This window comes from Kutzneria buriramensis, from assembly GCF_003387475.1.
In the GTDB taxonomy this organism is placed as follows: domain Bacteria; phylum Actinomycetota; class Actinomycetes; order Mycobacteriales; family Pseudonocardiaceae; genus Kutzneria; species Kutzneria buriramensis.
In genome coordinates, this window is sequence record NZ_QUNO01000024.1 from 16,648 (window position 1) to 42,018 (window position 25,371).

General features: G+C 72.4%; 24 protein-coding genes. 13 read left to right on the top strand and 11 right to left on the bottom strand.

What is annotated here, in order from left to right; genetic code table 11:
- The first annotated feature begins 35 nt into the window (after positions 1–35).
- Positions 36–797, top strand: a complete 762-nt coding sequence (locus tag BCF44_RS47375) for a GNAT family N-acetyltransferase (protein ID WP_116181142.1) — start codon at positions 36–38, stop codon at positions 795–797.
- Here BCF44_RS47375 and BCF44_RS47380 read toward each other — a convergent pair.
- A complete protein-coding gene (locus BCF44_RS47380) occupies positions 794–1,966 on the bottom strand; it encodes a ThuA domain-containing protein (RefSeq protein ID WP_116181143.1) in 1,173 nt (390 codons plus the stop codon). The two genes, BCF44_RS47375 and BCF44_RS47380, sit on opposite strands and share 4 nt — an antisense overlap.
- A 162-nt stretch (positions 1,967–2,128) precedes the next feature.
- Positions 2,129–2,947, bottom strand: a complete 819-nt coding sequence (locus BCF44_RS47385) for a helix-turn-helix domain-containing protein (RefSeq protein ID WP_116181144.1) — start codon at positions 2,945–2,947, stop codon at positions 2,129–2,131.
- An 86-nt stretch (positions 2,948–3,033) separates the two neighbouring features.
- On the opposite strand from BCF44_RS47385, the gene BCF44_RS47390 reads away from it, so the two are divergent.
- From BCF44_RS47390 to BCF44_RS47405, 4 genes are all read left to right on the top strand, one after another.
- Entirely contained in the window at positions 3,034–3,471 is a 438-nt protein-coding gene (locus BCF44_RS47390; protein WP_116181145.1) for a hypothetical protein, read from the top strand.
- Complete coding sequence (locus BCF44_RS47395; protein ID WP_116181146.1) at positions 3,468–4,481, top strand: zinc-dependent alcohol dehydrogenase family protein; 1,014 nt, start codon at positions 3,468–3,470, stop codon at positions 4,479–4,481. The genes BCF44_RS47390 and BCF44_RS47395 overlap by 4 nt, the downstream gene beginning before the upstream one ends.
- A gap of 335 nt (positions 4,482–4,816) precedes the next feature.
- Entirely contained in the window at positions 4,817–5,851 is a 1,035-nt protein-coding gene (locus BCF44_RS47400; RefSeq protein ID WP_147328943.1) for a GAF domain-containing protein, read from the top strand.
- Positions 5,848–6,429 (top strand): bifunctional DNA primase/polymerase, encoded by a 582-nt coding sequence (locus tag BCF44_RS47405; protein ID WP_116181148.1) that lies wholly within the window; start codon positions 5,848–5,850, stop codon positions 6,427–6,429. The genes BCF44_RS47400 and BCF44_RS47405 overlap by 4 nt, the downstream gene beginning before the upstream one ends.
- Here BCF44_RS47405 and BCF44_RS47410 read toward each other — a convergent pair.
- Genes BCF44_RS47410 through BCF44_RS47420 form a run of 3 tightly spaced genes read right to left on the bottom strand, consistent with a single transcriptional unit; the run spans position 6,424 to position 14,008 of the window.
- The gene (locus BCF44_RS47410; RefSeq protein WP_116181149.1) at positions 6,424–7,794 is read right to left on the bottom strand and encodes an SAV_2336 N-terminal domain-related protein; all 1,371 of its coding nucleotides are present in this window, start codon (positions 7,792–7,794) and stop codon (positions 6,424–6,426) included. The two genes, BCF44_RS47405 and BCF44_RS47410, sit on opposite strands and share 6 nt — an antisense overlap.
- Positions 7,791–9,140 (bottom strand): VMAP-C domain-containing protein, encoded by a 1,350-nt coding sequence (locus tag BCF44_RS47415; RefSeq protein WP_116181150.1) that lies wholly within the window; start codon positions 9,138–9,140, stop codon positions 7,791–7,793. The genes BCF44_RS47410 and BCF44_RS47415 overlap by 4 nt, the downstream gene beginning before the upstream one ends.
- Positions 9,137–14,008: a hypothetical protein gene (locus BCF44_RS47420; protein WP_147328944.1), complete on the bottom strand. Its 4,872-nt coding sequence runs from the start codon at positions 14,006–14,008 to the stop codon at positions 9,137–9,139. The genes BCF44_RS47415 and BCF44_RS47420 overlap by 4 nt, the downstream gene beginning before the upstream one ends.
- Before the next feature lie 129 nt (positions 14,009–14,137).
- Between BCF44_RS47420 and BCF44_RS47425 the strand changes: the two genes are divergently transcribed.
- The 6 genes from BCF44_RS47425 to BCF44_RS47445 all read left to right on the top strand — a co-directional run bounded on the left by BCF44_RS47425 (position 14,138) and on the right by BCF44_RS47445 (position 18,204).
- Positions 14,138–15,265, top strand: coding sequence for an ATP-binding protein (locus BCF44_RS47425; protein WP_246016232.1), 1,128 nt, complete (start codon positions 14,138–14,140; stop codon positions 15,263–15,265).
- Positions 15,262–15,930, top strand: a complete 669-nt coding sequence (locus BCF44_RS47430) for a response regulator (protein ID WP_116181152.1) — start codon at positions 15,262–15,264, stop codon at positions 15,928–15,930. Before BCF44_RS47425 ends, BCF44_RS47430 begins: the two co-directional genes overlap by 4 nt.
- An 81-nt stretch (positions 15,931–16,011) precedes the next feature.
- The gene (locus BCF44_RS47435; protein ID WP_116181224.1) at positions 16,012–16,680 is read left to right on the top strand and encodes a DUF2306 domain-containing protein; all 669 of its coding nucleotides are present in this window, start codon (positions 16,012–16,014) and stop codon (positions 16,678–16,680) included.
- A gap of 78 nt (positions 16,681–16,758) precedes the next feature.
- On the top strand, positions 16,759–16,908 hold the full coding sequence (locus tag BCF44_RS56180) for a hypothetical protein (RefSeq protein WP_170218142.1): 150 nt from the start codon (positions 16,759–16,761) through the stop codon (positions 16,906–16,908).
- Between the two features lie 22 nt (positions 16,909–16,930).
- Positions 16,931–17,278, top strand: coding sequence for a hypothetical protein (locus BCF44_RS47440; protein ID WP_116181153.1), 348 nt, complete (start codon positions 16,931–16,933; stop codon positions 17,276–17,278).
- A gap of 119 nt (positions 17,279–17,397) precedes the next feature.
- Positions 17,398–18,204, top strand: a complete 807-nt coding sequence (locus BCF44_RS47445) for a ZIP family metal transporter (RefSeq protein ID WP_116181154.1) — start codon at positions 17,398–17,400, stop codon at positions 18,202–18,204.
- Positions 18,205–18,208: 4 nt separating this feature from the next.
- On the opposite strand, the gene cei is transcribed toward BCF44_RS47445, so the two are convergent.
- Both cei and BCF44_RS47455 read right to left on the bottom strand, forming a co-directional pair.
- Positions 18,209–18,859, bottom strand: coding sequence for an envelope integrity protein Cei (gene cei / locus BCF44_RS47450; RefSeq protein ID WP_116181155.1), 651 nt, complete (start codon positions 18,857–18,859; stop codon positions 18,209–18,211).
- Positions 18,860–18,917: 58 nt separating this feature from the next.
- Complete coding sequence (locus BCF44_RS47455) at positions 18,918–19,364, bottom strand: MarR family winged helix-turn-helix transcriptional regulator (RefSeq protein WP_116181156.1); 447 nt, start codon at positions 19,362–19,364, stop codon at positions 18,918–18,920.
- Positions 19,365–19,451: 87 nt separating this feature from the next.
- Here BCF44_RS47455 and BCF44_RS47460 point away from each other — a divergent pair, with 87 nt between their 5' ends.
- Positions 19,452–20,225, top strand: a complete 774-nt coding sequence (locus tag BCF44_RS47460) for an SDR family NAD(P)-dependent oxidoreductase (protein WP_116181157.1) — start codon at positions 19,452–19,454, stop codon at positions 20,223–20,225.
- 8 nt (positions 20,226–20,233) lie between these two features.
- Here the strand turns inward: BCF44_RS47460 and BCF44_RS47465 are convergent, their stop codons facing one another.
- Positions 20,234–20,641 (bottom strand): SRPBCC domain-containing protein, encoded by a 408-nt coding sequence (locus BCF44_RS47465; protein WP_116181158.1) that lies wholly within the window; start codon positions 20,639–20,641, stop codon positions 20,234–20,236.
- The gene (locus BCF44_RS47470; protein ID WP_116181159.1) at positions 20,638–21,036 is read right to left on the bottom strand and encodes a RidA family protein; all 399 of its coding nucleotides are present in this window, start codon (positions 21,034–21,036) and stop codon (positions 20,638–20,640) included. The genes BCF44_RS47465 and BCF44_RS47470 overlap by 4 nt, the downstream gene beginning before the upstream one ends.
- Before the next feature lie 62 nt (positions 21,037–21,098).
- Between BCF44_RS47470 and BCF44_RS47475 the strand changes: the two genes are divergently transcribed.
- Positions 21,099–22,016 (top strand): helix-turn-helix transcriptional regulator, encoded by a 918-nt coding sequence (locus tag BCF44_RS47475; RefSeq protein ID WP_116181160.1) that lies wholly within the window; start codon positions 21,099–21,101, stop codon positions 22,014–22,016.
- Positions 22,017–22,018: 2 nt separating this feature from the next.
- Here the strand turns inward: BCF44_RS47475 and BCF44_RS47480 are convergent, their stop codons facing one another.
- Together BCF44_RS47480 and BCF44_RS47485 are read right to left on the bottom strand one after the other, a co-directional pair.
- On the bottom strand, positions 22,019–22,342 hold the full coding sequence (locus tag BCF44_RS47480; RefSeq protein WP_116181161.1) for an L-rhamnose mutarotase: 324 nt from the start codon (positions 22,340–22,342) through the stop codon (positions 22,019–22,021).
- Positions 22,343–22,351: 9 nt separating this feature from the next.
- Complete coding sequence (locus BCF44_RS47485) at positions 22,352–25,270, bottom strand: galactose-binding domain-containing protein (protein ID WP_116181162.1); 2,919 nt, start codon at positions 25,268–25,270, stop codon at positions 22,352–22,354.
- Between the last annotated feature and the right edge of the window lie 101 nt (positions 25,271–25,371).

A 25,371-nucleotide genomic window follows, 5' to 3' on the forward strand; every position in this document is an offset into this window, starting at 1 on the left:
CCGAGGCCGGCTCACCTCGGGGCTAGGCTGCCGCCATGGTGGTGGACGCGACGGTGGATGCCCTCTACGCGACGTTCGACCGGCTGACCTCGTTGTCGCCGGGCATGTTCTCGCGGGTCGGCGACACCGGAACCCGGTTGGTCTTCACCGGGCTGCCGATGGACACGCTGAACGTGGTGGCGGTAGGACGGGACTCCAGGCTGTCCGAAGTGGACGCTTTCGCGGTGGAAATGGCCGCACTCGGCGCCCCGTGGAGCATCGTGACCCGGACCGAGCCCGACGCGGACCTGCTCGACCTGGCCGCGCGCCACGGTCGGACGTCGTCCAGCACACTGCCGCTGCTGGTCTGGGACGCCGAGCTGCTGCCGACGCTGCCTGCCGACGTCCCGCCGGGCGCGACCGTCCGCCGGATCGCGGGTGGCGACGGCGCTGTGTACGCCGAGGCCATGGCGCAGGGCTTCGGGATGCCCCGGGGGATCGCCGACGCCTTCGCGACCCCGGAGATCCTCGACGCGCCGGGGTCGGCCGCGTTCGTGCTGGAGGTGGCCGGCGAGGCCGTCGCCACGGGCTACAACATGCTCGTCGGCGACCAGGTCGGGATGTACAACGGCTCGGTCCCGCCCGCCCATCGCGGCCGCGGCTACTACCGCGCCCTGGTCGCCGCCCGCCTGCGGCACGCCGTCGCCGCCAGCGCCCGCCATGCCTTCACCCAGAACACCCCGATGTCCCGCCCGCTCTACGAGTCGTTCGGCTTCCAGTTGGCCGAGGAGTGGACGTATCTCACCGCCGCGTCCTAACGGGCCAGTGTGAACGACTGGGTCGGGGAGCCGGTGCAGGTAGCCAGGGTCATCGGCACTGTGGCGGTCAGGCACTTCCGGCCGACCTTGGTGACGATGTGCCAGTTGCCGTTCGACTCGAAGACCGCCTGCCACTGCTGATTGTCGCCGCCGTCGAAGGGGGACAACTGCATGCTGTCGGTCAGGGATCGGGGGCCGTTGTCGATCCGCAGGTACGGGCCGTCCAGCCAGCGGAACCGGAACCGTTGCGCCGCGCCGTTTCCACACGTGTCCTGCGTGACGGCCTGGGTGGAGCCGTCGAGACACATGCCGCTGCCCGCGTTGACCACGCGCAGCCGTGCGGTCGGGTCGATCTGGTCGGTGGGGGCGTTGGTCGGCGTGCCGCCGCCGAGCCAGAGCAGGCCGTCGATGATGAACTTGTCCTGCACCGGATTCGCGAACGTGGACGACAGCGGCGTGTTGGCCGCGTAGTTCATGGCCTCGTGGCCGAAGTTGGCGTACAGCATCCGGTAGCGCTTGTTCGTCCACAGGATGGGGTAGTAGCCGCTGTACCAGGACTGGGTCGGGTCGGTGCCCACCGGGAAGCTCGACGCGTCGACCGACGCCAGCACCTCGATGTCCGGGTTCTGCCGCAGGTCGTTCTGCCAGCTGTACCACTCGCTCACGGCCGTGGTCCACGTCGTCGGCAGGCGGCGGGTGGCCGGGCGCCGCGCGTCGGTGTGCAGCACGGCAGTGGTCGGCGACCAGGTGTTGTTGACGAACTGGCCGGTGCCCATGAACGTGTTGTTGAACCACGGCCAGGTGATGTCCGGGTCGTTGTACCCCGAGTAGTGGAAGCCGAAGTACGCGCCGCCGTGCTCCACGTAGCGCTGGAAGCCGGCGCGCTCGCCGGGGTCGGTGGGGATGTCGTCGAGGAACATCACCACGTCGGCGCGGGACCTGGTCAGGTCGGTCAGCAGCGACCAGTCGGTGGTCTGCTGGTAGGAGAAGCCGTACCGGCTCGCGGCCTGCGGGAACCAGATCGCGGCCTCGTTGTCGAACGCGATGTGCGCGGCGTCGGGCCGGCCGCTGTAGAAGGCGAGCACGGTGAACGGATGCGGGTGCGGCGTGACCACCGTCGCCGGCAGCAGGGCCAGCAGCGCCAGGATGACCCGCACCAGCTTCGTCATCGAACTCCCCAGTTCTCGTCCGCGTCCACCGACCGGTGATCGAACTGGGAGCATGATCGCGAGCTGGTCACGTGCGGCGCATCGGCCGAACGACTGAATTGGTCCAGACCGTTAGTGGCCGCCGAGCGCGAGTCGGGACAAGATGGCGTCGCTCGAAAACACCTACACCGGATGGGAATCGGTCACGCGCGGCACCGACTGAGCGCGGGCCCGGAGGATCTCGGCGGAGGCGGCGTCGGCCGGGAGGAAGGCTTCCAGCCGGAGCTCGGCCAGGCTCACGTCGGTCGCGGTGGCGATCGACATCAGGGTGGTGATCAGCCGCAGCTCGCCCTGCTCGGTCCGCAGCCGCAGCGGGACGGCGAAGCCGACGTAGTCCGGGCCCGGCTCGGTCGGCGGCAGGTAGCCGTCCAGCTCGGCGATGAGGGCGTCGAGCTCGGGATCGGGGCTGGCCTGGGCACGGATCCGCAGCGCCTCGGTGACGTGACGGCCCCACTCCGCGAGATTGATCACCCGCCGGGCGACGCCGTCCGGATGCAGCATCAGCCGGCGGACGTTCACCGGCTCGCGGCGCAGCTCCGGCGGCGTGCCGTCGAGGAAGAGGGTGAAGGCGGCATTGGCCTCCACCAGCAGGCCGCGCGAGTCCACGATCAGCGCCGGATAGGGCATGTGACCGTCGAGCACGCTGCGCAGCGCCGACCGCATCGGCGCCAGTTCCGGCGCGTCCCAACCGGATTCCTGGTACGCCGGGGCGTAGCCGGCCGTCAGCAGCAGCGCGTTGCGTTCCCGTAGCGACAGTCCCAGCGACTCCGCCAGACGCAGCACCACCGTGCGGCCGGGCTGCGACCGTCCCTGTTCGAGGTAGCTCACGTAGCGCTGTGTGGTGTCCGCGCGGATCGCCAGGTCCAACTGGCTCAGTCGGCGAGCGCCACGCCAGCGGCGCAGTTCTCGGGCGAACGGCCCCGGTTCGGTCACGGTGGTCATTGTCTCCATGGTCGGCGCTGCGCCGACGATCCGCCATTCCCCGCGGGGAATCGCAGCGCGGCCGCGCGCTGCCCAGAATCGTCGGCATGAGTCACGAACCCACCGACAGCCACCTGACGCAGTTGATCGACCGCTGGATCGCCCAGTGGAACGAGCCCGACGACGACGAGCGCCGCCGGCTCATCCGCGAGGTGTGGGCCGAGGACGGGCACCAGGTGATGGTCAACCCGCCGGCCGGTGTCCGGGACACCGCCGCGCAGTACGGAGTGCCGTTCCCAGCCGTCGAGATCCGCGGCCACGACGCCCTGTACGAGCGGGTCACCCGCGCCTACGAGATGTTCGTCGCCGCCGGCGAGCACGTGTTCGAGCAGTCGGGCGAGGTGGTCCGGCACGCGGGCAACGCGGTGGCGCTGACCTGGGTGATGCGGTCCCGGCCGGACGGCGCCGTCGCCGGCACCGGACTCGAGGTGCTGACGTTCCACACCGACGGCCGTGTCCGCTCCGACCACGAGTACGTCGCATGAACGCCTACCGTCTCACGCTCCCGGGCGACCGGCCGGGCGTCTTCGGCCTGTGCGTCGCACCGCAGGCGCCGGCGACGCCTGGTCCGCACGAGATCGTGGTCGAGGTGCGGGCGGCGTCGTTGAACCGCCGCGACCTCATGCTGCTGGACGGGACGTATCCCTTGCCCGCCACAGCCGGCGTCGTCCCGCTGTCCGACGGCTGTGGGGAGGTGATCGCCGTGGGCGAGGCGGTAACGCGGGTCGTCGTCGGCGACCGGGTCGCGTCGACCTACTTCCCGCACTGGATCGACGGCCCGCAACGGCTGTCGCACGTGCGGGAGCAGTTCGGCGCCAATCACGACGGCTGGCTCGCCGAGCACGTCGTGCTGCACGAGGAATCGGCGGTGCGCGTGCCGGCACACCTCACCGACCCCGAAGCGGCGAGCCTGACCTGTGCCGGCGTCGTGGCGTGGTCGGCGCTGACCAAGCCGCGGCCGGTTCGGGCGGGGGAGACCGTCGTGACGGTCGGCACCGGCACCGTCGCCCTGTTCGCGGTGCAGTTCGCACGGATGCACGGCGCCCGGGTCGTCGCGGTGACGTCCACTTCGGACAGAGCGAAGCGGTTGCTGGCACTGGGAGCCGACGAGACCATCGACCGGACCGAGACGCCCGACTGGGAGCGGCCGGTGCTGGACCTCACGGGCGGAGCCGGCGCCGAGCACGTCGTCGACACGGTCGGATCGCTCACCCTGCCGAAATCCGTTGCCGCCGGCGCGTTCAACGCGCAGGTCACCCTGATCGGCGCCTTCCCGGGCGGGACGCCGACCGCGGATCCGTTCGGCGGCAGGTACCTGTCGATCCGCCGCATCGCCGTCGGCAGCCGCGCCGACTTCGAGGCCATGAACCGGGCGATCGCCGAGCACGGCAGCCGGCCGGTGATCGACCGGGTCTTCGGGTTCGACGAAGCCGCCGAGGCGTACCGGTATTTCCGTGACGGCAAGCCCTTCGGGAAGGTGGTCGTCCAGCACTGAGACCAGCGCTGGAGGAACCGGCGAGCCAGCTCGGTCGGCCCGGTCCTGGCGAGAATTCGCCATCGGCGCGCCACTGACAGCCGTGGTGGTCACTCTGGTCGGGCCCCGCGCCGCACTCGCCGTCAGCGCGCTCGCGACGGTAGCGGCGGCCTTGTCCTCGAATCGTCGTCGGCCGTCAGCGTGTTACACCCGAAGGTGCGGTGCCGGCTGGTGAACGGGTGATTGTCGCCGTCGTGGGGTTAGCGCCGGCGGTCCGATGCCGACGTCACGGTGGGCGCGTCCCCGATCCGTGACAGGAGCCAGTGTTGGAGCCGTTCCGCCAGACGATCGACGCCATGAACGAGCATGTCCGCCGGCACGACCGACGGTCGGACTGGCGCGAGGTGCTCGGCCGGGTGCTATTGGACGCGCGTCCCCAGGAACAGCCGCAGGCCTTCCTCCGCGCGCTGTTGGAGAGCGCGGCCGTGTGCGGCACGGCGGACACGGCGGTGCTCGCGGTGCTCATCGACGGCGGCCGGTGGCTGCGGGTCGCGATGACATCGGGCGGCTTCGGCGACTGGGCCGGCCGGCTCATCCCGGTCGAGGGATCGGTGTCCGCGCTGGCGATCGAGGCCGGCCGGGCGGTGCTGCTCGGCGACATCGAACGGGACAGCGGCGCGGTGCGGGCCGAGCGCAGCGTGCGGGTCGGCCCGGCGCTGGTGGCGCCGGTCTGGCTGGACTCGCGGATGGTGGGCGTGGTGGGACTGGGTCGGCACATCGGCCGGCCGGAGTTCCGCAACGCCGATCGGGACATGCTGGTCGGTTTCGCCGAGCACATGGGCTGGTCGCTCGTGCTGGGCGAGGACGGCGACGCGCCCGCGCCCATCACCGCCGAGGAGTACGCCGGGATCGCGAACCGGACCGCCGCGGCGCTGTTCGACGTCACGATCGAACTGTCGCGGATCGGCGCCGCCGCCGACGATCACGTCCACCGCCGGCTGGCCAGTGCGATCTCGACGCTGGCCACCGCCATCGAACGCCTGCACGGCCGGCTGCGCGGCGCCACCGACCCCCGACCCGACATGCGGCAGGAGTTGGTGACGGTCCTGCTGGCGGAGGCCGGCCAGTGCGGGCTCGTGGCGCACGCGGACGTGCCGCCCGACCTGGACCCGATGATCTCCACCCCTTCGCGGGCCGACCTGGCGGCGTGGGTCGAGCGCGGGGTGCGGATCGCGGCGTCGTGCGGGGAACTTCCGTACGTGGGACTGTCGGTGACCCCCGACGGGCTCGAACTCCGTTACCGGGGGCGAACACCTGACGACGACCTGGACGGGGTGGCGCTGCGGGACGACTCCGTGGTGCTCACCCGGGTGTTCAGGCCGCAGCGGTGAGCGCGGCGTCGGCACGGCTGTCCGGTTCCGCCGTGCGGCGGGGGCTTCGGCTCGCGGCCGTCGAGTTCGCCGGGCACGGCTGGCCAGTGGTGCCCGTGTCGTACTTCGACGGCCACAGCTACCGGTGCGTGCAGGCCGACTGCTACCAGGAGACCCTGCATCCCGTGTGGCGGCTCTGGCACGACCGCGCCAGTGCCGATCCGAAGATGGTCGCCGCCTGGTTCCGCCTGCTCACGCTGTCCGTGGGTGTGCGCACCGGCGTCGTCTTCGACGTCGTCAGCCTGCCCGAGACCACCGGCACCAAGGTCCAGGCCGCGCTGGCCGAGCGCCAGACCCTGACGCCCGTGGCGGTCTGGCGGGAGCGCGGCCATCGGCTGTTCTGGGTCGAGCGGGACCTGCCGTGGCGGCCCGTGCTGGGGCGGCTCGACGCCCGGGTGTCCGCCCGTGACGGCTGGGTTCCCGTCCCGCCCACCCCGACGCGGCACGGCCCCGTGCAGTGGGCCGTGGCGCCCGCCCGCACCGACTGGGGCTTCGTCCGGCACCAGGATTTCCTCGCCGCGGCCGCCACCCTGCTATGAGCCGGTGTGCTCGCCCAGGCCGCGCGCCAGGCGGCGGGCGTGCCCCAGATAGGGGCCGGACAGGGCCTCCAGCACGGCGTGGAACACCTCGTTGTACGGCTGGTTCTCCGGTGTCAGGGCGGTTCCCTCGGCGGTCGCCGGGGCGCGCAGCACCTCGCCGAAGTCGCGGACGCACTCGAGGTAGTGGCCGAGGCAGTCGGCGGCGGTGCGGGCGACCTCGCCGGTGGTGCGGCGGCGGGACAGGCCGAGCAGTTCCCGCCGGACACCGGGCAGGAACTCGTAGGTGATGCGGTCCGGCGCGAACACGCCGGCCGGGTCGACCACGGGCCGCAGCAGCCCGGCGGCCAGGATCTCGGCCAGGTGGTGCGGGAGGGACAGCGGCAGCCACTTGCCCTGAACCATCCGGATCACCGGCAGGTTCAGCGGCGCGGCGGCCAGCAGCGTGGCCAGGGTGAACGCCTGCCCGGACGCGGACGTGCGGAAGTCGATCACCCGCTGGCCCGCCGTCAGGTCCGCGCCGCCGGCCTCGAACGTCCACTTAGGACTGGGGGTGGCCACCTGGAGGTCGGTCCACGCCGGCGAGCGGGTCAGCAGCCGGGTCCAGGTCCGCAGCCAGCGGGAACTCAGCTCCAGCACCGGAACGGGCAGGCCGCCGTCGCCGGACAGCGAGCAGTCGATGGCCGCGCTCGGGCCGCCCGGCGACCGGGAGCGTAACCGCGCCCGCTGCGCGGTGATGCCGGAGATGCCCCACAGCGGGGCCGGCAGCAGGTGCACGATCGCCACCGCGGCGTCGTGCCCCCAGGCCCGCAGCCGGTGCAGCGCGGTGCCCGCCGACCAGGCCACGCCCAGCCCGTCGGTCAGCACCAGCACCATGCGGGACGACGGACCGCCGACGGCCGGCTCCGCCGGGGCCACCCGCCGGTCGAGCGGCCGGCCGACCCGGAGATCGCGCCGGCCGGTGTCCAGGTCGTGCACGTCGACCGAGTGGAACGCCCGGGTGCGCCGCAGCGCCGCCACCACGTCGGCGACCGTGTCGTCCCAGATCGGCATGGTCAGCCCGGCGTCGACGACGAGGTCCAGCTCCCACAGCTGCTCGTGCGCCCGCTCGTCGCTCCACAGCGGATCGTCGATCCAGTCCCGCACCCGGACGTGTCCGCCCGACTGGTCCGGGCCGTGCGCGGCCGGTGGCACCAGCGCCTCGGCCAGCTCGTCCACCTGGTCCAGCGCCGGCACCGACGGCCACAACCGGTTGCCGATGCGCTGCACGGCCTCGCGCCGCGCGGGCCGCCCCCAGGCAGTGGCCCGGTCCCTGGCCCGCGGCGACCGCGTGGTCAGCCAGCCCTCCGTCAGCTCGTAGTCGGTCATGTGCGACCGTCCACCCAGAAGGCCAGCCGGTCCGCGTCGTCCCACAGCACGACCACGTCCTCGCTCGCCCGCTCGTCGGGCCGGGCCCGCCGGCGCAGGTCGTGCAGCCGCGTCGGCAGGTCGTGCAGCGGGCCCTCGGCCAGCCTCGACACCGTGTCCGAGAAGGCCTTGGTGGAGCAGTCGTGCCGATGCCACATGATCACCGGGATGCCCATGCGCAGCCCTACGGCGATCTCCTGGTACGAGTCGGCGGCGGGCGGGTTGCTCAGCACGAGGCAGCCGACGTCGTAGTTCAGGGACAGCTCGGCGGACAGCCGCATCATCGACCCGTGGGTGCCGCGGGCCCACAGCACCTGCGGTGTCGGGTCGTCCTTCAACTGCCGCCAACGGCGGCGCCAGTTGAGGTGCAGGGACGGCGTCCGCAGCCGTTCCAGGCTCCGCACGACGACCTGGTGGCGGCTCGGCAACTCGTCGTCCGAGAACCAGCGGGCGATGGGTTCGTTCAACAATGCCAGCGGCACGACGAACTCCAGGGTCACCGCGGGACCGGCGGTCGCCTCGATCCGCTTGACCAGCTCCTCGGTTCGGGCCGGCAGGTCGGCCAGCGTGACGAGGTTGTCCTCGCCCCGTTCGAGCCGGTCCGTGCCGGGGCCGCGCTGGACCCAGTGCGACAGCCGGATGATGTCCGAGTCCAGCGGATCCGGCTCCAGCGCCATGGTGAGGTAGATCCCGGCGGCCCCGCCGCCCGGCGGCAAGGTCTGGCGGCGGACGGTCGACAGCTGCGTGGTCAGGGCGAAGCGCTCGGCCATCCGGTCGTTCCACGAGCGGAGCGCGGCGGCGACGTCCGCGTCGGCCCGGTCCGCCACACGTTCGACGAACGCCATGCAGGGCGGGACGCCGTCCGGCCCGGAGTTGTATCCGCTCAGGTGCAGGAAGGTCGGCCACGCGTCCCGTTGCCCGGCCAGCATGTGCAGCGGGAACGCGGCGGCGATGGCGTCCATGTCGATCGGCTGGCCGTGCAGCAGTTCCCGCAGCGGGAGCAGGTCCTCCTCGGTGAACAGGTCCAGCGCGTCCAACTCGCTCTGGAGCAGCCGCAGCAGCCGCACGGAGTCGGTCGGCCCCTCCAGCTCCGCCAGGATGTCGATCAGGGACGCGATGCCGCTGGGGTGGTCGGCCAGCGTGTGCACCACCGACACGATGTCGTCGGGGTGGAACCGCTGCCGCAGCCGGTCGCCCACCTGGCTCAGCAGCACGCGGTAGCTGGCCTCGTCCCGGAGCACCTGGGCGTCTCTCAGGGCGAGGGCGATCCGGCCCAGGATGTCCGTGCGGCTCAGGGAACTGGTCACCGGACCTCACCCCGCTCCGCGGCGCTGACGTAGTGGCCGGCGATCGACTCGAGTCCCACCTTGATCCGCTCCAGGGTGGACCGGACCCGGGCGTCCAGGTCGGCCCGGGCGAGGCGGCCGCTGATCCACTCGGCGATGTCCGCCGGCCCCTGGTCGGACGGTGTGAACGGGCCGGGCAGCCAGTGCGCCACGATGTTCTCGGCGGCGTCCAGCAGCACCCGCTCCGCGGTCAGCTCGTCGAGGATGTGCTGCCAGTCGCCGAGAAAGCCCAGGCCGACCAGGCGGGCCTGGCGGATGCTGGGGTGCAGGTCGGTGGTGTCCAGCCCGCGCAGGAACCGGTACTCGTCCTGGCCGTCGGCCTTGCGGCTGTCGGCCAGCACCCGGCCGAGGTAGCCGATGGCGCTCACCGCGTGGCTGGCCAGCGCGATGTCCAGCACCCCGTACGCGGAGTTGACGTGCCGCAGCAGCGTCGCCTGGTTCTGCGCCGACGACGCCACCGATTCGACGTACGGGAGCAGCTCCACCAGACCGGCATGGGCGACCGTCAGCACGAACCGGCTCGCGTCCGGGCCGTGCGGCGACGCCGGCCGCAACGCGTGCAGTTGCTGGCGCGCGATCGGCGACACGTGCAACTCAGCCGGCCGGGCGCAGGCAGTGAGCAGGAAGTCCGTGATGTTCAGGCATTCCGCCGCGATGCCGCCCTGCTCGTCCCGCAGCAGGTCGGCGATGTCGGTGTCGTCCACCGTGATGTCGCACCAGGCATGCGCCCACGGCCAGCACATCGACTGCCGCACATTCCGCTGCCGCAGCACCTCCGACGCCCGGCAGGCCAGCGCGAGCCGCGCCGGATGGCCGGCGGTGTTCAGCGCGGACACGAGCGCGGCCAACGGTTCCAGCAGTTCCGGACAGGACTCGTCCACCCGATCGATCACCCCCGACACCAACGTAGCCGCGCTGTCGACGACGACCGCCGACTCGACGAGCGCGGCCGCGACCAACAGCCGCGACGCGGGGGAGGCGGGCTCCACCGCGGCGAGCAGCTCCTCCGTCGCCACCGAGCCGTCGGCGAGCAAGCGGTGTGCGGCGGCGACCAGCATCGGCTCGTCGTCGCCGGCATACACCTCCCGCCACGACTGCCGCGCGGCCTCCGTCGCCGGCTCGGTGATCAGCCGCGCCGCCGGACTGCCCGCTGCCGCCGGGTGAGTGGCGGCGGTGGCGAGCAGGACGGGCCATTCCGGGCGGTCGGCCAGCCCGTAGCCGAACCGCCGGACCAGCAGGTCGGCGAGCCGGCCGGCGCCGGCGAACGCGGTCAGCACGGTGAGCCGGTCGTCCTGGAGGCGGTCGATCTCGTCGGTGCGGACCGCGCCGAGCAGATCCCGCTCGACCTGGTCGAGACGGCGCGCGGCCGCCTCGACGTACCGCTCGTCGATGGCCGGGCTGAGTGTGGCGCCGAGCTCGGTGAGGGTCCGGTGCGCCGCGTTGACCACCGGCCACGGCCGGGCGGGGTCGACCAACTCCCAGGTCACGCCGATGTTCGCGGTGAGACGGGCCTCGGCGGTGGCGCGCAGGGCACTGATCATCACCGGTTCGGGCGTGTCCGCGGTGAGCGCCGCCGCGACGGCCGTTCGCAGCCCGGTCTCGACCTCGGGCACGGTGTGGCAGGCATCCACCATCACGTCCACGACCTCGGCCCGCGCCAGCTGCGGCGCGCCCACGTCGGTAGCGACGGCGACGAGCGCGGCCAGCGCCGGCTGCGTGCCCAGTTCGACCAGGGCGCGGGCGGAACGGTGCCAGCCGTATTCGCCGGTCGCGCACGAACGCAGCGCCGCGGCCTGCTGGTCCACGAAGGAGGCCAGGAACTCGGGGGAGACCGACTTCGCGGCGCGCAGCAGCCACGCGCCGTACCGCGGATCGGTGTCGACCGCCTGTCGCAGCACGAAGTCCACGGTGTCCGGGTGGGTGGTCGGCGCGCTGACGAGGATCCGGATCGGCTCCCGCCAGTCGAACGCCAGCACCCGCCGGCCCAGCTCGTCCGGACCCTCGCCGGCCAGCGCGCACGCCGCGAAGTACTCCTGGAACAGCTGGTGCAGGAAGCGCAGCCGGCCGTTCTCGCGGTGCAGGATCTCGCAGTCGACGATCTCCGCGAGCACCGCGTCGAGATCGTCGAGGTCGGCGCAGAGCTGGTGGACCTCGGCCTGCGGCAGCTCGGTGATGTTGCCCTGCGACACCAGGTTCGACGCGATGGCCTGCAACACCCGGCTCTTCGTCGCCAGGTCGAACCGCTTGGGGCCGCGCTCGTGCACGGGATGGTGCCGCTCGGTCAGGTACCAGTCGGTGAACTCCGCGAACAGGTCCCCGATCGCGGTCGGCATCTCGCCGGCGCCGGCGTACCACTCGACGATCATCCACAGGAACAGGGGCGTGCGGGTCAGTTCCCGCAGCTGCCGGTATTCCGGGCTGTGGGTGAGGCGGCCGAGGAGCTCGCCGTCGTCCGACAGCCCGCGCGAGCGCAGCGCCTCCTCGACGTAGGCCGTCGCGCTGGTCAGCTCGACCTGGCCGAGGCGCACGAGCGGGAAGTCGAAGACCTCGGTGCGGTACCGCGCGGTGCGCTGGCACACCACCAGCGGCGCGCGCGGGTAGCGCCGGCGCAGTTTCCGCAGCCAGTGGAGGAAACGGCTGGAGTCCGTTATGGACAGTTCGTCGACGCCGTCCACCATGAGATGCAGGCCGCCGATCGCCAGCAGCGCCAGGATCTGCTCGACGCCGACGAGACCGACGAAGCCGGACAGCCGGCACAGCACCTCGCCCGGATCGACCGTCCGGTCGCCCTGGTCGTGCAGGTCGCGCGTGATGTCCGAGGCGCGCACCAGGACGGGCATCCGGGTCGGCATGTCCTTGCGGTCGGGGTCCCCTGCGACCGTCGCGACCAGCTGGAACCGCAGTTCGCGCAGCACCGTGCTCTTCCCGGAGCCCGCGTCGCCGATCAGCGTCGCGGTCGGCAGTCCGGCGACGACCGTCAGCGCCTCGTCCTCGGGGCCCTGTCCCACACGGGCCCGCAGCGGGATGAACGGTCCACGCTCGCGCCGCAACCCCGGGAGCAGCGCCTGCGCGGCCGCGGCGCAGTGGGTCCGGGTCAACTCGGCCCTGGCCGCGTTCAACGTCTCGGCCAGTCCGGCGGGCCAGGTGTCGGCGTCCATGGCGTCGACGGCGAGCACGAGATCGGCGAGGACCGCCTCGTCGCCGGGGCGTCCCTCGTGGGCGAAGGCCATGGTCACGGCCGCCAGCTCGGCCGGCGTCCAGCGGCCGAACGGGCCGCCCGCACCCGGCTTCAGCTGCTCGGCCGCCACGCCGGCGGCGATCACCGCGGCGGCGACGGCGTCCGGGTCCTGCTCGTCGGCCAGCCACTTGAACGTGCGGCACGCGCCGAGGGTCAGGGCCCCGAGGTACTCAACCCTCCACGAGGTGTGCCCGTTCAGGGGATACGCCTCGCGGGCGCCGCGGCGAACCTCCCACAGGAGCCGGAACGCCAGCGCGAACCGCGGGGAGGTCGTCGCGAGGACCGGTTCGATCCGGGCCAGCACGGTGTCGACGGGCAGCCGACTCGCGACCGCCAGCAGGCGTTGCAGCCGCACCAGTTCCGGCCGGGTCAGCCGGGTGGCGAGCACGTCGCGCAGCAGCGAGATCTCCAGCCAGGCCGGGTCCGACAGCAGCGGCTTGCCGGTCGCCGTCCTGGCGTAGTCGATCAGGCAGAGCAGATCGCCGACCAGCATGATGTTGCGCGGGTTGAGATCGCCGTGCACGAGCGAGGACACCCACGTGCCGCCCAGCAGGCCGTCCACGTGCCGCAGCGGGTGCCCGATCCGGACGCCGTCCAGCACGATCCCGTCCTGGTCGGCGGCGAGCGTGGGCAGGAGCGCGGTGAGCTGCTGCCACCAGTGCGTAGCCCGCGTCCGCACCACCCGGCCGTGCAGCTCGACCGGGCGCTGCCCGACCAGCTCGTCGATGAGCAGGCCGTCGGTCGTCCGGATCTCGACGGTCACGTCCTCGTCGGCCAGTCCGAGCCACCCGTCGGCGTGCCGGCGGAGTTCCATGAGCGGCAGCCAGATCAGCTCGCCGGCCCGGATGAGCGGCGGCTCGGGGGCGACCGTGCAGGCCGAGCTCAGGATCGCCCGCGGGTGCTGGCGCTGGTCGAGGAGCTCGGCGGGCTGCGGATACTGGAACCGCAGCTGCCCGTCCTTGGTGATGTTGTCGACCTCGACCACGATGTCGGTGCCCAGCTGCCGGTTGAGGTGGCGCATGCGGGCGCGGGCGTCCGCCTTCACCCCGTGGTAGAGGACCGTGACGGCCTGGCGCATGAGCTTGCCGACCGCCCGGACGGCCGTCGCCCCGTCGGCGCGGTCGAACGCCTCGGTGACGACGTCCTCCAACGTTCGGGCCACGCCGTCGGGCTCCGCCGCGAAGTCCGAGATGTGCTGGTAGACAACGGCCTCGCGGTCGCCCGCCAGCCCCGTCGGCCGGCCGAGCGCGCCGGTGGTGACCGCCTTGATCTTCAGCAGCAGCGCCTTGTCCTCCTCGGCGAAGTGCCGGTGGTAGGCCTGCCACTCGTCCCCGGTGGCCGCCAGCGACCCCAGCTTGGCCACGAACCGCTGGGACTGGTTGGAGTCGGCCCGGTAGACCCGGATGTCCAGCACCTCCGAGCCGGACCGGCCGCCCGTCAGCCGCCGGGCCACCTCCACCGCCCGCACCGACTCGGGCCAGTGGCCCGGCCCGGATCCCACCGGGATCCGGCTCAGCACGGACTCGATCTCCGGCTGGTCGACGTCGGCGATCCCGCAGTCGGCCGCGAACCGGATCTCCACCGCTGGCACGTGGGCGGCTCCCTGGGGTCGGCGCGGAATTCCATGATGGCAGCGAGATCGTGTAGCGGGATCGCCCGTCTCGGCGACCTCGTACTTCCGGTTGATACGGGCGGCGGGCCCGGCACCTACGATGAATCGGTGCTGCGCTCCCTGTGGGACGAACCCCGCCCCGCGCTCCCGTCGCCGCGGGTGTGGCGGGACTGGACCCTGGTCGGCGTGTTCGTGGCCGGGGCGGCGCTGGAGGGTGCGCTGCAACAGGATCTGGCGTGGCGCGCGGTCTCGGTGACCGTCGCGATCGCGCTGGCGCCGCTGCTGTTGTGGCGGCGAAGCCGGCCGCTGCTGGCGATCGCCATCGCGTTCGTGGTGGCGGGCCTGGCGCCGCTGCTGACGCAGGGCCAGCCGCCGAACGTCTACGCCATGGTCTACATGCTGCTGCTGCCGTATTCATTGCTGCGCTGGGGATCCGGCCGCGAGATGGTGCTCGGCTCGGCGGTGGTGCTGGCGAAGATCGGCTTCTGGCTGCTGGCCGGCTTCGTCGGCGCGGGCCAGGCGCTCGGTGAGGCGGCGGTGCTTGTGACGGCCGGTGCGGTCGGCGCGGCGATGCGTTACCGGGCCAGGGCACGCAGGCGCGAGTTGGAGAAGGCGAAGCTGCTCGAACGCGAACGCCTGGCACGGGATCTGCACGACACCGTCGCGCATCACGTGTCGGCGATGGCGATCCGCGCCCAGGCCGGGCTGGCGATCGCCGAGACGCAGCCGGAGGCGGCGTCCGAGGCGCTGCGCCTGATCGAGGCGGAGGCGTCACGCGCCCTCACGGAGATGCGCGCCATGGTCCGCGTGCTGCGGCGCGACGAACCGGCGGAGCTCGCGCCCAACCCGAGCATCACCGACCTCGAACAACTCGCCGGCCGGGAGGGCACCGGCCCGCTGGTGGACGTGGCGATCGACGGCAACGTCCAGGGCGTGTCGCCGTCGGTGGGGGCCGCGATCTACCGTCTGGCCCAGGAATCGGTGACCAACGCCCGCCGCCACGCCCGGCACGCGACCCGTATCGAGGTCCGCGTCGCCGCGGACGAGCGGTCGGTGCGGTTACGGGTCAGCGATGACGGCGACAGCCACGCCCGCGCCGCCGGATCGTCGGGATACGGCCTGGTGGGCATGGCCGAACGCGCCGGTCTGCTCGGCGGCACCTGCGACGCCGGCCCGAACCCCGACCGCGGCTGGACGGTGACCGCGGTGTTGCCGCGCACGGGAACCGGCGCATGACCATCAGCGTGGTCGTCGCGGACGACCAGGAGATCGTCCGCACCGGGCTGACCATCATCCTCAACGCCCAGCCCGACATCGAGGTGGTCGGCGAGGCCGGCGACGGGGAGCGGGCCGTCGAGCTGGCCCGCCGGCTGCGGCCCGACGTGTGCCTGTTCGACATCCGGATGCCCGTCGTCGACGGCATCGAGGCGACCCGGCGGCTGGCCGGCCCGGACGTCGAGAATCCCCTTGCGGTAGTGGTGATCACGACGTTCGACCTGGACGAGTACGTCTACGCGGCGCTGCGGGCGGGCGCCCGGGGCTTCCTGCTCAAGGACGCCGGCGCCGCCATGCTCACCCAGGCCATGCACGCAGCGGCCAGCGGCGAGGCGCTCATCGCACCGAGCATCACCGCCCGGCTGCTGGACGCCTTCGCCGACGCGGGGACCACGACCCCGCCGGCGCAGCCGCTCGATCCGCTGACCGCCCGTGAGGAACAGGTGCTGTCGGCCGTCGCGGCCGGCCGCACGAACACCGAGATCGCCGACGAGCTGTACATCACGCTGAGCACCGTCAAGACGCACATCGCCAGCCTGATGACCAAGCTGCAGGCCCGGAACCGGGTGGAGATCGCGATGTGGGCGTATGAGACCGGCCGGACGCGGCCCGGCCGAAAGTACTAGGCCCGCCCCCGACCATCGGACGGCCCGACTCCGGCCCGTGCTCCGATGATCCGGACCCGGTCCCGCCGCGACGATCTGGCCATGACCTCGTCAACCAGACGGATGTGGCTCCTGCCCACCGGACTCATCCTGCTCAGCACCATTCCGCTGGTCGCCGGCGGCATCCTGATCGACCAGCTGAACACCGGCTCCCGGATCATCGCGGACAACGCGAAATACCTCGCCGACCCCGTGCCGGTCGTGACGCACATCGTCGGCGTCACCGTCTTCTGCCTGCTCGGCGCCTTCCAGTTCTCGGTCGGCTTTCGGTCGCGATGGCCGCGCTGGCACCGGATCGCCGGCTGGATCGTGGCGCCGTGCGGGCTCGCGGCGGCGTTGTCGGGGCTGTACATGACCGTGTTCTACCCGCGTCAGGTCAACGTCGGCGATCTGCTCACCGCCTTCCGGCTGGTGTTCGGCACCGCGATGGCGGTGTCCCTCGTGCTGGGGTTCGTCGCGGTCCTGCGGCGCGACATCGCCGGGCACCGCGCGTGGATGATGCGCGCCTACGCCATCGGCATCGGCGCCGGCACGCAGGCCGTGACGCAGCTGCCCGTCGTCCTCGCCGTCGGTCCACTCAACGTGCTCACCAACGCTCTGATGTCGCTCGGCGCCTGGCTGCTCAACCTCGCGGTCGCCGAGTGGTTCATCCGTGGGCGGTCCCTGCGCGCGAAGCCGTCACGCCGCAGGGCCGTCGCGACGGCGGCGTAGCGAAGTGTTCGGGTGGGACGGACCGAGTCCCGGAAAATCGGAAGACCGGGAACGGTGTGTTTCCTAGAATTTGGAACTATGAGGGCCATGTGGGGATTTGTCTGCGTGCTGGCCGCCGCCGGCGGGCATCCCGTGCTGGGGGTGCTGGCGGTGGCGCTGCTCGTCGCCGTCCTGCCCCTGCGGTCCCGGGTGAGCGGGCGCGTCTCGGTCCCCAGTGGACGGATGTGAGGCGGGCTCGGCACTGGTCGCGGTGACGCCGCCGCCGGGTGTGCTCGGCGGCGGCACGACAGTGGGGGTGGTGGTCGAAACGGCCACGGTCGGTCGCGGCAGGGTCACGCCGGTGGTGGCCAGGCCGATCGGCGTGGACGACGCCGACCGCGGTGGCGTCGAGGCGCGGGGCGGGGCGGCGCAGAAGAAGCACGGATCATCCCCAGGTGGGACGACCTCGTACGGGATCGCGATGCCGGCGATCATCAGTGCGAGACCGCCGACTCCGGCTGTGCACGACATGATGGTCGAGCGTCTCGTGCGGTCGGACATCCGAGTGATCCTCACGTGTGCTGGCGACAGCACCGTCGAGTATACGAAGATCAATTGAGGCTCGGCACCGGCACTCGTCCCAATCGCGTCTACATCACTGTAGTTGTTAGGTGAGGCTGTCCTGGGTTACGGTGTGCGCCGCTCGGGGCCCACCGTCGACCGCAGGGAGTCACCTCCATGTCCTCCGCGCAGATCGCCCTGCTCGGTGCCATCGCCGGCTTCACCATCTACCTCGGCCTGCCGATCGGCCGGCTGCGGGCGCCGATGCCGCGGCTCAAGGCCGGCCTGAACGCGGTGGCGATCGGCATCCTGGTGTTCCTGGTCTGGGACGTGCTCACCCACGCGTGGGAGCCGGTCGACGAGGCGCTGGGCCACCAGGAGGTCGGGTCCGCGCTGGCCAACGGCCTCGTGCTCGCGGCCTGCGTCGGCGTGGGGCTGCTCGGGCTGGTGTACTTCGACCGCTGGTCCGCGCGCCGGTCCAAGCGCCCGGGGCCCGGCGCGGCCGCCGTCGGCGAGCTTGACACCGCGCGCAGCGGCGCCGGCGAGCTGGCGCTGATGATCGCGGTCGGCATCGGCCTGCACAACTTCGCCGAAGGCCTGGCCATCGGCAACTCCGCCGCCAAGGGCGAGCTCGAGCTGGCGGTGCTGCTGATCATCGGCTTCGGCCTGCACAACGCGACCGAGGGCTTCGGCATCGTCGCCCCGCTCACCGGCAGCCGCCCGTCCTGGGGTTTCCTCGCGCTGCTGGGCCTGATCGGCGGCGGCCCCACCTTCGTCGGCACGCTGGTCGGGCAGGCCTTCGTCAACGACACGCTGTCCATCGCGTTCCTCGGGCTGGCCGCCGGTTCCATCCTGTACGTCGTGATCGAGCTGCTGGCCGTCGCCCGCAAGGCGGCCCTGAAGGAGATCACCACCTGGGGCGTGTTCGTGGGCCTGGTGCTCGGCTTCGCCACCGACGCCGTGATCACCGCCGCGGGGGCGTGAGCGGTCAGCACTGGGTGTCGCGGGCGGTCGCCAGCAGGCCGGGGTCGATGTGCGGCGCGGACTCCGGGTGGGACTGGAGGCCGCCGGCCGGCTGAGGGTGCTGCTTCGACCAGGTGTCCAGCTGCTGCAACACCTCCCGCGCGGCGGAGTTGGGCGTCAGGTCGGAGAAGCCGGTGCCCACGGAGAGGTCCAAGGTGTCGTCGTGGCGGCCGTCGCGGATCAACTGCGTGCACGGGATCGCCAGGCTGAGGGTGCGGGCGGCGGCCTGACCGGCGGCGCCGAACCGGATCTGGCCGACGCAGGTCATCGCGCCGGCGCCATAGCGTGGGTCGTCGCCGGGCTGGCCCGCCGAGGCGAAGCCGAGCCGCTGGAGCTCGCCGTCGGTCCGCTCGGCCGCCCCGTGCTGCGTGCCGGCGTTGAGCACCCGCACGCGGATCGCATTCGCCGGCTCCGGCTGGACGGTGTCGAGCGCGTGGTACGGCGTCGGCTGCCAGCCGGCCTGGCCGGCGGCGGGTTCCGGGCAGCGCACGAGGGCGTCGGTGTCATCGGCGTCGTGCATGACCTTCAGCCAGACCAGCACGCCGACGAGGCCGAGTACCGCCAGCAGCGCCACGATTCGGTGCCGCCGGATCGTCTGTCGTCGGAGTTCGGTCATGGTTACGGGTTGCCGGAACCCGCCTCGGCATAAACGGCTCGCGGCCGGATTGTCGGTTTCAGGCGTCGAGCGCGGCCCGCAGGGCGGCGAGGAGTCGGACGGCGTCGGCGAGTCGGCCGGGCGGGAACGTCGATCCCAGGCCGTTGGCCCAGCGGGCCTGCGCGGGCCGGACCGCGGCGAGCATCTCGTGGGCCCGCGGCGTGAGGCTGACCAGCGGGGACCGGCGGTCGTCGGGGTTGGCCCGGACGGCGACCAGGCCGTCGGCCCGCAGCCGCGTGACGATCTCCCGCACGCTCTGCCGGCGCAGGCCGCGGTGCCGGGCGATCTGGGCGACCGTCGTGCCGTCGCGGTCGATGGCGCCGAGGATCTGCCAGCGGGCGCTGGTGAGGCCGAACTCGGCGACCAGCCCGTCGCCGGCGCGCAGCAGTTTGCCGTTGAGCTGGAAGACCTCGTCGATCAACGCGGTGATCAGGTCGCCGCCGGTGTCCCGATGGTGCTGGTCCATCCGGACACCCTAGCCCGGATTTTGACAGGGTCCTGTCGAGTGCCTCCGCTATCGACAGGACCCTGTCGATAGCGGAGGGGTGGAGACATGGACGGATGGTTGGCCGGCAAGGTCGCGCTCGTCACCGGGGCCAGTCGGGGCATCGGCGCGGCCATCGCCCGCACGCTGGGCGGCCACGGCGCCGCGGTCGCCGTGAACTACGTGCAAAGCCCCGACCGCGCCGCCCAGGTGGTGGCCGACATCGAGGCCGCCGGCGGCCATGCGATCGCCGTCCGGGGTGATGTCAGCGATCCCGCCGAGGCCGAGCGCGTCGTCCGCGAAGCGCAGGGCCTGGGCCAGGTCGACGTCCTGGTGTGCAACGCCTTCGGTCCCACCACCGGCATCCGGCGGCGGCCGACCGTCGATTCCTGGGACGCCGTCGCCGCGGTCCAGCGGCGGGTCGCCGTCCAGCTGGCGTGCACCCTGAACTGCGTCCACCTGGTGGTTCCCGGCATGCGCGCCCGTGGCGGCGGGTCGATCATCCTCATCGGCGCCAGCGGTTCCGCCGGCGGCGGAGCGCCCGGGCTCGCCGAGATCGCCGTGGCCAAGTCGGCCCAGGACGCCGCGGGTATGGCGCTGGCCCGCGAGCTCGGCCCGGACGGCATCCGCGTCAACACCGTCGCCCCCGGTCTGGTGCCTACCGACGCCAACGCGGGGGAGCATCAGGCGTCCTGGATCGCCGCGGCCGAAGCCGCCACTCCGCTGCGGCGCGTCTCCCGCCCCGAGGACGTCGCCCACGCGGTGGCGATGTTCGCCGGCGACGCGACCCGCCAGGTCACCGGCGCGTACGTGAGCGTCGACGGCGGGCGAAGCCTCGGCTGAGGACCGGCTCAGGCCAGGGCAGCCACCAGCGCGTTGATCACGCCCTGCCAGTGCCGGCGCTGCTGTTCCCGCTCGGCGGCGTCGGCCAGCCGTTCCTGGTGGACCCGCAGCATCGCCCGCCCCGGGCCGGTCGCCCGCACCGCCACCTGCAGAGTGGTGTCGTGCGACCAACCCGGCGGCCACCAGGTGAGCCGGACCCGGTCCAGCGCGTGGAAGCTGCGGGTCTCGCCGCGGATCCCGCTGGTGGTCTCGTAGCCGGCGCCCGGTTCGGACAGCACGGCGACTCCCTCGCCCAGCCAGATCGCCATGCCCGCCGGCGAGGTGACGAAGTCCCAGACCTCCTCGACCGGCCGGTTGACGGTCTTGGACACCCCGATCTGCCAGCCGGCGCCCTTGGTGCGGCCGACCTCGCTCATCGCACCACCGCCGCGACCGCGCTGACCTCCAGGAGCGCGCCGGCGACCGCGAGGTCGACGACCCGCACGGCGGTGACCAGCGGCGTCGCGCCGGCCAGCGCGGCGGCGGCGACCGGGTAGACCTGGGCGAGGTCGACGCCGTGGACCAGCAGGAGGGTCACCGCGACCAGGTCGTGGACGGTCGCGCCCCCGGCGGCCAGCGCGACCTGCAGGTTGGCCATCACCCGCTCGGTCTGCGCGGCGGCGTCGTCCCCGCCGACGAGACAGCCCTCGGCGTCGACGGCGTTCTGGCCGCCGACGTAGATCGTCGTCGCGCCGGGCGGCACCACCGCGACGTGGGTGAAGGCGGGGGAGTGCACGAGCCCGGCCGGGCGCAGCAGCGAAATCTCGGTCATGCCGCCCAGGATGGCGCACTACCCGGTCAGCCAGTGTCCGGGTTTGGCGGACAATCACCCTCGTGAACACCGCGAGCCGCCGCCTGGAGACGCTGTCCCTGTTGCAGACGCACCCCGGCATCCCGGCCGCCGGCCTCGCCGCCCGGCTCGGCGTCACCGAGCGCACCGTCCGCCGGGACATCACGGAGCTGCGCGGGCTGGGCTACCGCATCGACGGCGAGGCGGGCCGGGCCGGCGGCTACCGGCTCGCGCACGGCAGCACCATGCCCCCGCTGCTGCTGGACGCCGACGAGGTCGCCGCGGTCTCCCTCGGCCTGCGGACGGCCGTGACCGTCGACGGGCTGGAGACCGCGGCGGTCACCGCGCTGGCCAAACTCGCCCAGGTGGTTCCGGCGCGCTGGCAGGCCCGGCTCGCGGCGCTCGCGGACGTGACGTCCCTGCCGAGTCAGCGGTCCCGCCGGGCCAGCCGTGACGTGCTGGTTCCGATCGCACTGGCCTGCCGGGTGAACGAAGCCATCCGCATCCGCCACCGCCGGCCGGTCGACGTGCAGCCGCACCGCCTGGTGGCCTTGCGCCGCAACTGGTACCTCGTCGCCTGCCCGCGCGATGCCGCCGAGTGGCGGGTGTACGCGGTTGACCGGATCGACGAGGCCCAGCCGCTCGGCATCCGCCTGCCAGCGCCCGAACCGCCGGCCGACGCGGCCCGACTCGTCGCGGACACCCTCGCCCACGGGACGTGGCGGCACAGCGTCCGGGTCCGCGTGCACACCGGCGCCGACCTGGTCCGCGAACTCGTCGAACCAAGCGTGGCGACGGTGGTCGAGGACGGCGACGAGTGCGAGCTCCGGTTCGGCACCGACGACCTCGACTGGGCCGCCCGCTGGCTGGCCTACCTCAACCTCGACTTCGACGTCGTCGAACCGGCCGAGCTCGCGGACCGGCTGCGGGCATTCGGCGCCTGGCTGGCCGCCCGGCACTGAGCTCAGTCGAGGTGGAACACCTCCTCCAGCGGCGCCCACCACTCGCCCTGCGCGGCGGAGTCCACCGGCTGCTGGCACGGGTCGGTGAACGTCCACCACCGCTGCGTCTCGGGATCCGCCGCCACCTGGGCCATGTCCGCGGCGTAGTCCTCGCCGACGTACTCGAGATAGCTGAACAGCAGGCCGTCCCGCAGGAAGATCGAGTAGTTGCGGACGTTGGCCTTGGCCAGCGCGGCGAGCACGGTCGGCCACACCGCCGCGTGCAGTGCCCGGTACTCGGCCTCGTGCTCCGGCCGCAGGCGGATGACGGAAGCGAATCGTTGCATGGATGCACCTTAGGGAGTGCGGAACACCTGCACCTCGGCGAGCGCGAGATAGTTGGTGCCGGCCAGCTGCACCATCACGTACCGGCCGCTCGCGCCGACCGGCAGCCGGGTCGGCCGGCCCATCGCGCCGGGCTGGTGGCTCGACCACACGCCGGGGCGCGCAGCCTGCTGCGCCGGGGGCAGCGAGTGGTCGAACGGCGTATCGGACACGAACACCCAGTAGTCGGTGGCGCGGTCGGCACAGCAGTCCGTGCGGTTCCACAGGTTGATGCCGGCGATGGACTGGCTCGCGCCGAGATCGACCTGCCACCAGGCGTACTGGTCGTAGTCGGTGTGCGACAGGGAACCGGCGAAGTACGAGCCGTTCGTGTTGCCGTCCACCGCGTTGGCCGGCGGGGCGCCGAATGCCGTCGAGGACTGGGTGGCGGCCTTGCCCTGCGCGATGTTCCGGCTCGGGTCGTAGGTGTAGGCGGCGTCGCCGATCGGGCTGGCGCCGACTTGGACGTAACCGTCGTAGACGCTGTCGGGTAGAACCGCGGTGAGGTGGTTCGGTCCGATGTGGACGGTGCTGGTCGCCTTGACGCCGTTGATCGTCACTGCGGCGTTCGGGGCGAATCCCCGTCCGGAGACCAGCACCTGGTGGTCGGTGATCGGGCTGACGGCCAGCACGGCCGGGGCGGTGGACAGGTGCCGGAACGGCGGTTCGAGGCCGGCCGTCGCGAGTGCGGTGTTCGGTATGACGCCCGGTCCCGGGTTGTAGGGGATGAGCGTGTTGCCGCCGCCGTCGACGAAGTCGGTGCCGACGTTGTCGCAGAAGTAGTTGTTCAGCGCGCCGACCCGGTACGAGTTCTTGACGACGATGTGGCCGATGGTCGAGCAGCCGCCGTTGAACGAGCCGCCGTCGACGTACTGGGCATTGCCGTCGATGGTGATGTACGCGCCGCCCTCGTCGTTGTAGACCGCGAAACTGCTCTGCTTGTTGGCGAAGGTGACGTTGCCGCGGACCGTCAGCCCGTGCGCGAGGCTCTGGCCCTGCGGGCCGTTGGTGTAGATCGGCGCGCCGTCGTGCCGCACCCCCATCACGTCGTAGATCACGTTGTCCGCGATCACGTTGTCGGCCTGGATGTTCGGGTTGGTGTCCGGCGTGGTGGCATTGGTGTGCCAGCCGGCCCAGCCGTAGCTGATGCCGCTGTAGGGCAGGTTGCCGATCTCGTTGTGGCTGACGGTGGTCCGCCGCGCGTAGCCGCCCCAGATGCCCGCCGCCCCGGTGTACTCGACGCCGGTGTCGTGGATGTAGTTGTCGCTGATGGTGTTGTCGACGGAGATCTCCGCGCCCGAGGTGACCGCGACCTTGGCCGGCGTCCCGGCGCCGACGATCGTCACATACCTACCCTGGGTATCGGTCGGCACGACGGCGGCGCCGTTCTGGTGGCTGGACCAGACGCCCGGTCGGGCCGCGATCCGTTGCGGCGGCTGCGATCCGTCGATCGGCGTGGTGGAGACGAACACCCAGAAGTCGCCGAGGTCCGTGGCCGTGATCCTCGTCTGCCACAGCGGTTGCACGCTGCCGAGGTCGACCTGCCACCACGAGCCGTGGTGGATCGCCCGCCGACCGGCGGCGAGGTCCGTCGCGAAGGCGGTCGGCTGCGGGTCGTCGGTCGTGCCGAACTCGATGCCGTTGCCGGAGACGTCGTCGATCTCGTTGCCGGACAGCACATCCGAGCGGGCGCCGTGGTACGTGCCCAGGCCGGCCGCGCCGAGGTGGGTGAACGTGTCGCCGGTGATCCGGACGTTCCTGGTGCCGACCAGGTCCACCGCGGCCGGCGGGCGGCTCCAGGCGGCGAACGGGCAGCTGCCGGCCGGCGACACGTACTGGCACAGGCCCTGGCTGTTCGCCCCGTTCACGCCCTCGACGTACATGTTCGCCTGCATCTCGGGGAAACCGTTGTCGCCGCTGGGAGTGAGCCAGGTCGTGTACGCGAAGGTGATGCCGCTGAAGGTGATGTCGTGCAACGGATTGTCGGCGGTGGAGGAGGTGGTGATCAGCTGCTCCAGCACCGGCGCGACGAAGTGCATTGTCGCCGGGTTCTCGCCCGGCCGCGGGTCGTAGTAGACGGTGTGGTGCGTGCGGTCGAGGTACCACGTGCCGGGGCTCAGCAGCTCGTACGCGTTCTCGATCCGGGTCGGCGTCGCCGACTTGTCGAGCGCGGGGAAGCCGCCCGACGGATTGTCGCCGTCCGGGGCGGTCGGCGTGCTCGGGAGGTCCATGTTCGACCAGCACGGCTGCTTCATGGTGATCGCCGTGCCGCTGATGGTCGCCACGTCGCAGAGGGGCTGCGTCCACGCGCCATGGCCGCCGTCGAAGACGAACTCGATGTCACTGGGGTTGCGCCACGTCGCGAGTGTGCCGTCGGCCGCGGTGAAGCCGCCCGCGGTCTGGGTCAGCGCCACCGGGCTGCTGCCGGAGCTGCGGGGGATGCGCGTGCCGTCGGCGTACAGCTGGCGCGTGTTCAGGTCAGCCGGCACGGGCGCGGACCACAGGTCGCCGGTGTCCTGGCGCCAGCCGGTGATGGTCGTGCCGCCGCTGAGCACCGGGTGGGCACCGGGCGCGGCCGTCCAGGTGACGCGCTTGCCGTCGACGCCGGAATCGCCCGGCCCGAAGGTGAGCGGGGCGGTGAGCTGGTAGGTGCCACCGGCCAGCAGCACGGTGACGTCACGGCCGTAGGCGGTGCGTCGGGCGGCGGCGTTCTTGGCCTGGACGATCGAGCACGGCTGCCGTGAGGTGCAGGCCTGGCCGTGCCCGTCGGGAGCGGCGTAGACGGCCTGGATCTCGGCCTGTGCCGGGGTCGGCGCCACGACCAGCGCGGCGGCCGCCAGACCGACGACGCCGACGAGTCCGCGTGCTGCCTTCAGAACCTGACGCGCCATGCGCGGCCTCACACCTCTCAGTGGACCTGGCCCGTGGCGGCGGGACGACGAGAAGATAATTCGTCATACGTATCTGGTCAAGGTGGTGACGCCGCGGGGCG

Excerpts from the sequence above, each read along its gene's own strand:
- BCF44_RS47400 (WP_147328943.1), top strand. The coding sequence starts at position 4,817 with ATGAACGAGCATGTCCGCCGGCACGACCGACGGTCGGACTGGCGCGAG.
- BCF44_RS47410 (WP_116181149.1), bottom strand. The coding sequence starts at position 7,794 with ATGACCGACTACGAGCTGACGGAGGGCTGGCTGACCACGCGGTCGCCG.
- cei (WP_116181155.1), bottom strand. The coding sequence starts at position 18,859 with ATGACCGAACTCCGACGACAGACGATCCGGCGGCACCGAATCGTGGCG.
- BCF44_RS47390 (WP_116181145.1), top strand. The coding sequence starts at position 3,034 with ATGAGTCACGAACCCACCGACAGCCACCTGACGCAGTTGATCGACCGC.
- BCF44_RS47385 (WP_116181144.1), bottom strand. The coding sequence starts at position 2,947 with ATGACCACCGTGACCGAACCGGGGCCGTTCGCCCGAGAACTGCGCCGC.
- BCF44_RS47485 (WP_116181162.1), bottom strand. The coding sequence starts at position 25,270 with ATGGCGCGTCAGGTTCTGAAGGCAGCACGCGGACTCGTCGGCGTCGTC.
- BCF44_RS56180 (WP_170218142.1), top strand. The coding sequence starts at position 16,759 with ATGAGGGCCATGTGGGGATTTGTCTGCGTGCTGGCCGCCGCCGGCGGG.
- BCF44_RS47435 (WP_116181224.1), top strand. The coding sequence starts at position 16,012 with ATGACCTCGTCAACCAGACGGATGTGGCTCCTGCCCACCGGACTCATC.
- BCF44_RS47375 (WP_116181142.1), top strand. The coding sequence starts at position 36 with ATGGTGGTGGACGCGACGGTGGATGCCCTCTACGCGACGTTCGACCGG.
- BCF44_RS47380 (WP_116181143.1), bottom strand. The coding sequence starts at position 1,966 with ATGACGAAGCTGGTGCGGGTCATCCTGGCGCTGCTGGCCCTGCTGCCG.
- BCF44_RS47430 (WP_116181152.1), top strand. The coding sequence starts at position 15,262 with ATGACCATCAGCGTGGTCGTCGCGGACGACCAGGAGATCGTCCGCACC.
- BCF44_RS47395 (WP_116181146.1), top strand. The coding sequence starts at position 3,468 with ATGAACGCCTACCGTCTCACGCTCCCGGGCGACCGGCCGGGCGTCTTC.
- BCF44_RS47445 (WP_116181154.1), top strand. The coding sequence starts at position 17,398 with ATGTCCTCCGCGCAGATCGCCCTGCTCGGTGCCATCGCCGGCTTCACC.
- BCF44_RS47460 (WP_116181157.1), top strand. The coding sequence starts at position 19,452 with ATGGACGGATGGTTGGCCGGCAAGGTCGCGCTCGTCACCGGGGCCAGT.
- BCF44_RS47480 (WP_116181161.1), bottom strand. The coding sequence starts at position 22,342 with ATGCAACGATTCGCTTCCGTCATCCGCCTGCGGCCGGAGCACGAGGCC.
- BCF44_RS47455 (WP_116181156.1), bottom strand. The coding sequence starts at position 19,364 with ATGGACCAGCACCATCGGGACACCGGCGGCGACCTGATCACCGCGTTG.
- BCF44_RS47470 (WP_116181159.1), bottom strand. The coding sequence starts at position 21,036 with ATGACCGAGATTTCGCTGCTGCGCCCGGCCGGGCTCGTGCACTCCCCC.
- BCF44_RS47465 (WP_116181158.1), bottom strand. The coding sequence starts at position 20,641 with ATGAGCGAGGTCGGCCGCACCAAGGGCGCCGGCTGGCAGATCGGGGTG.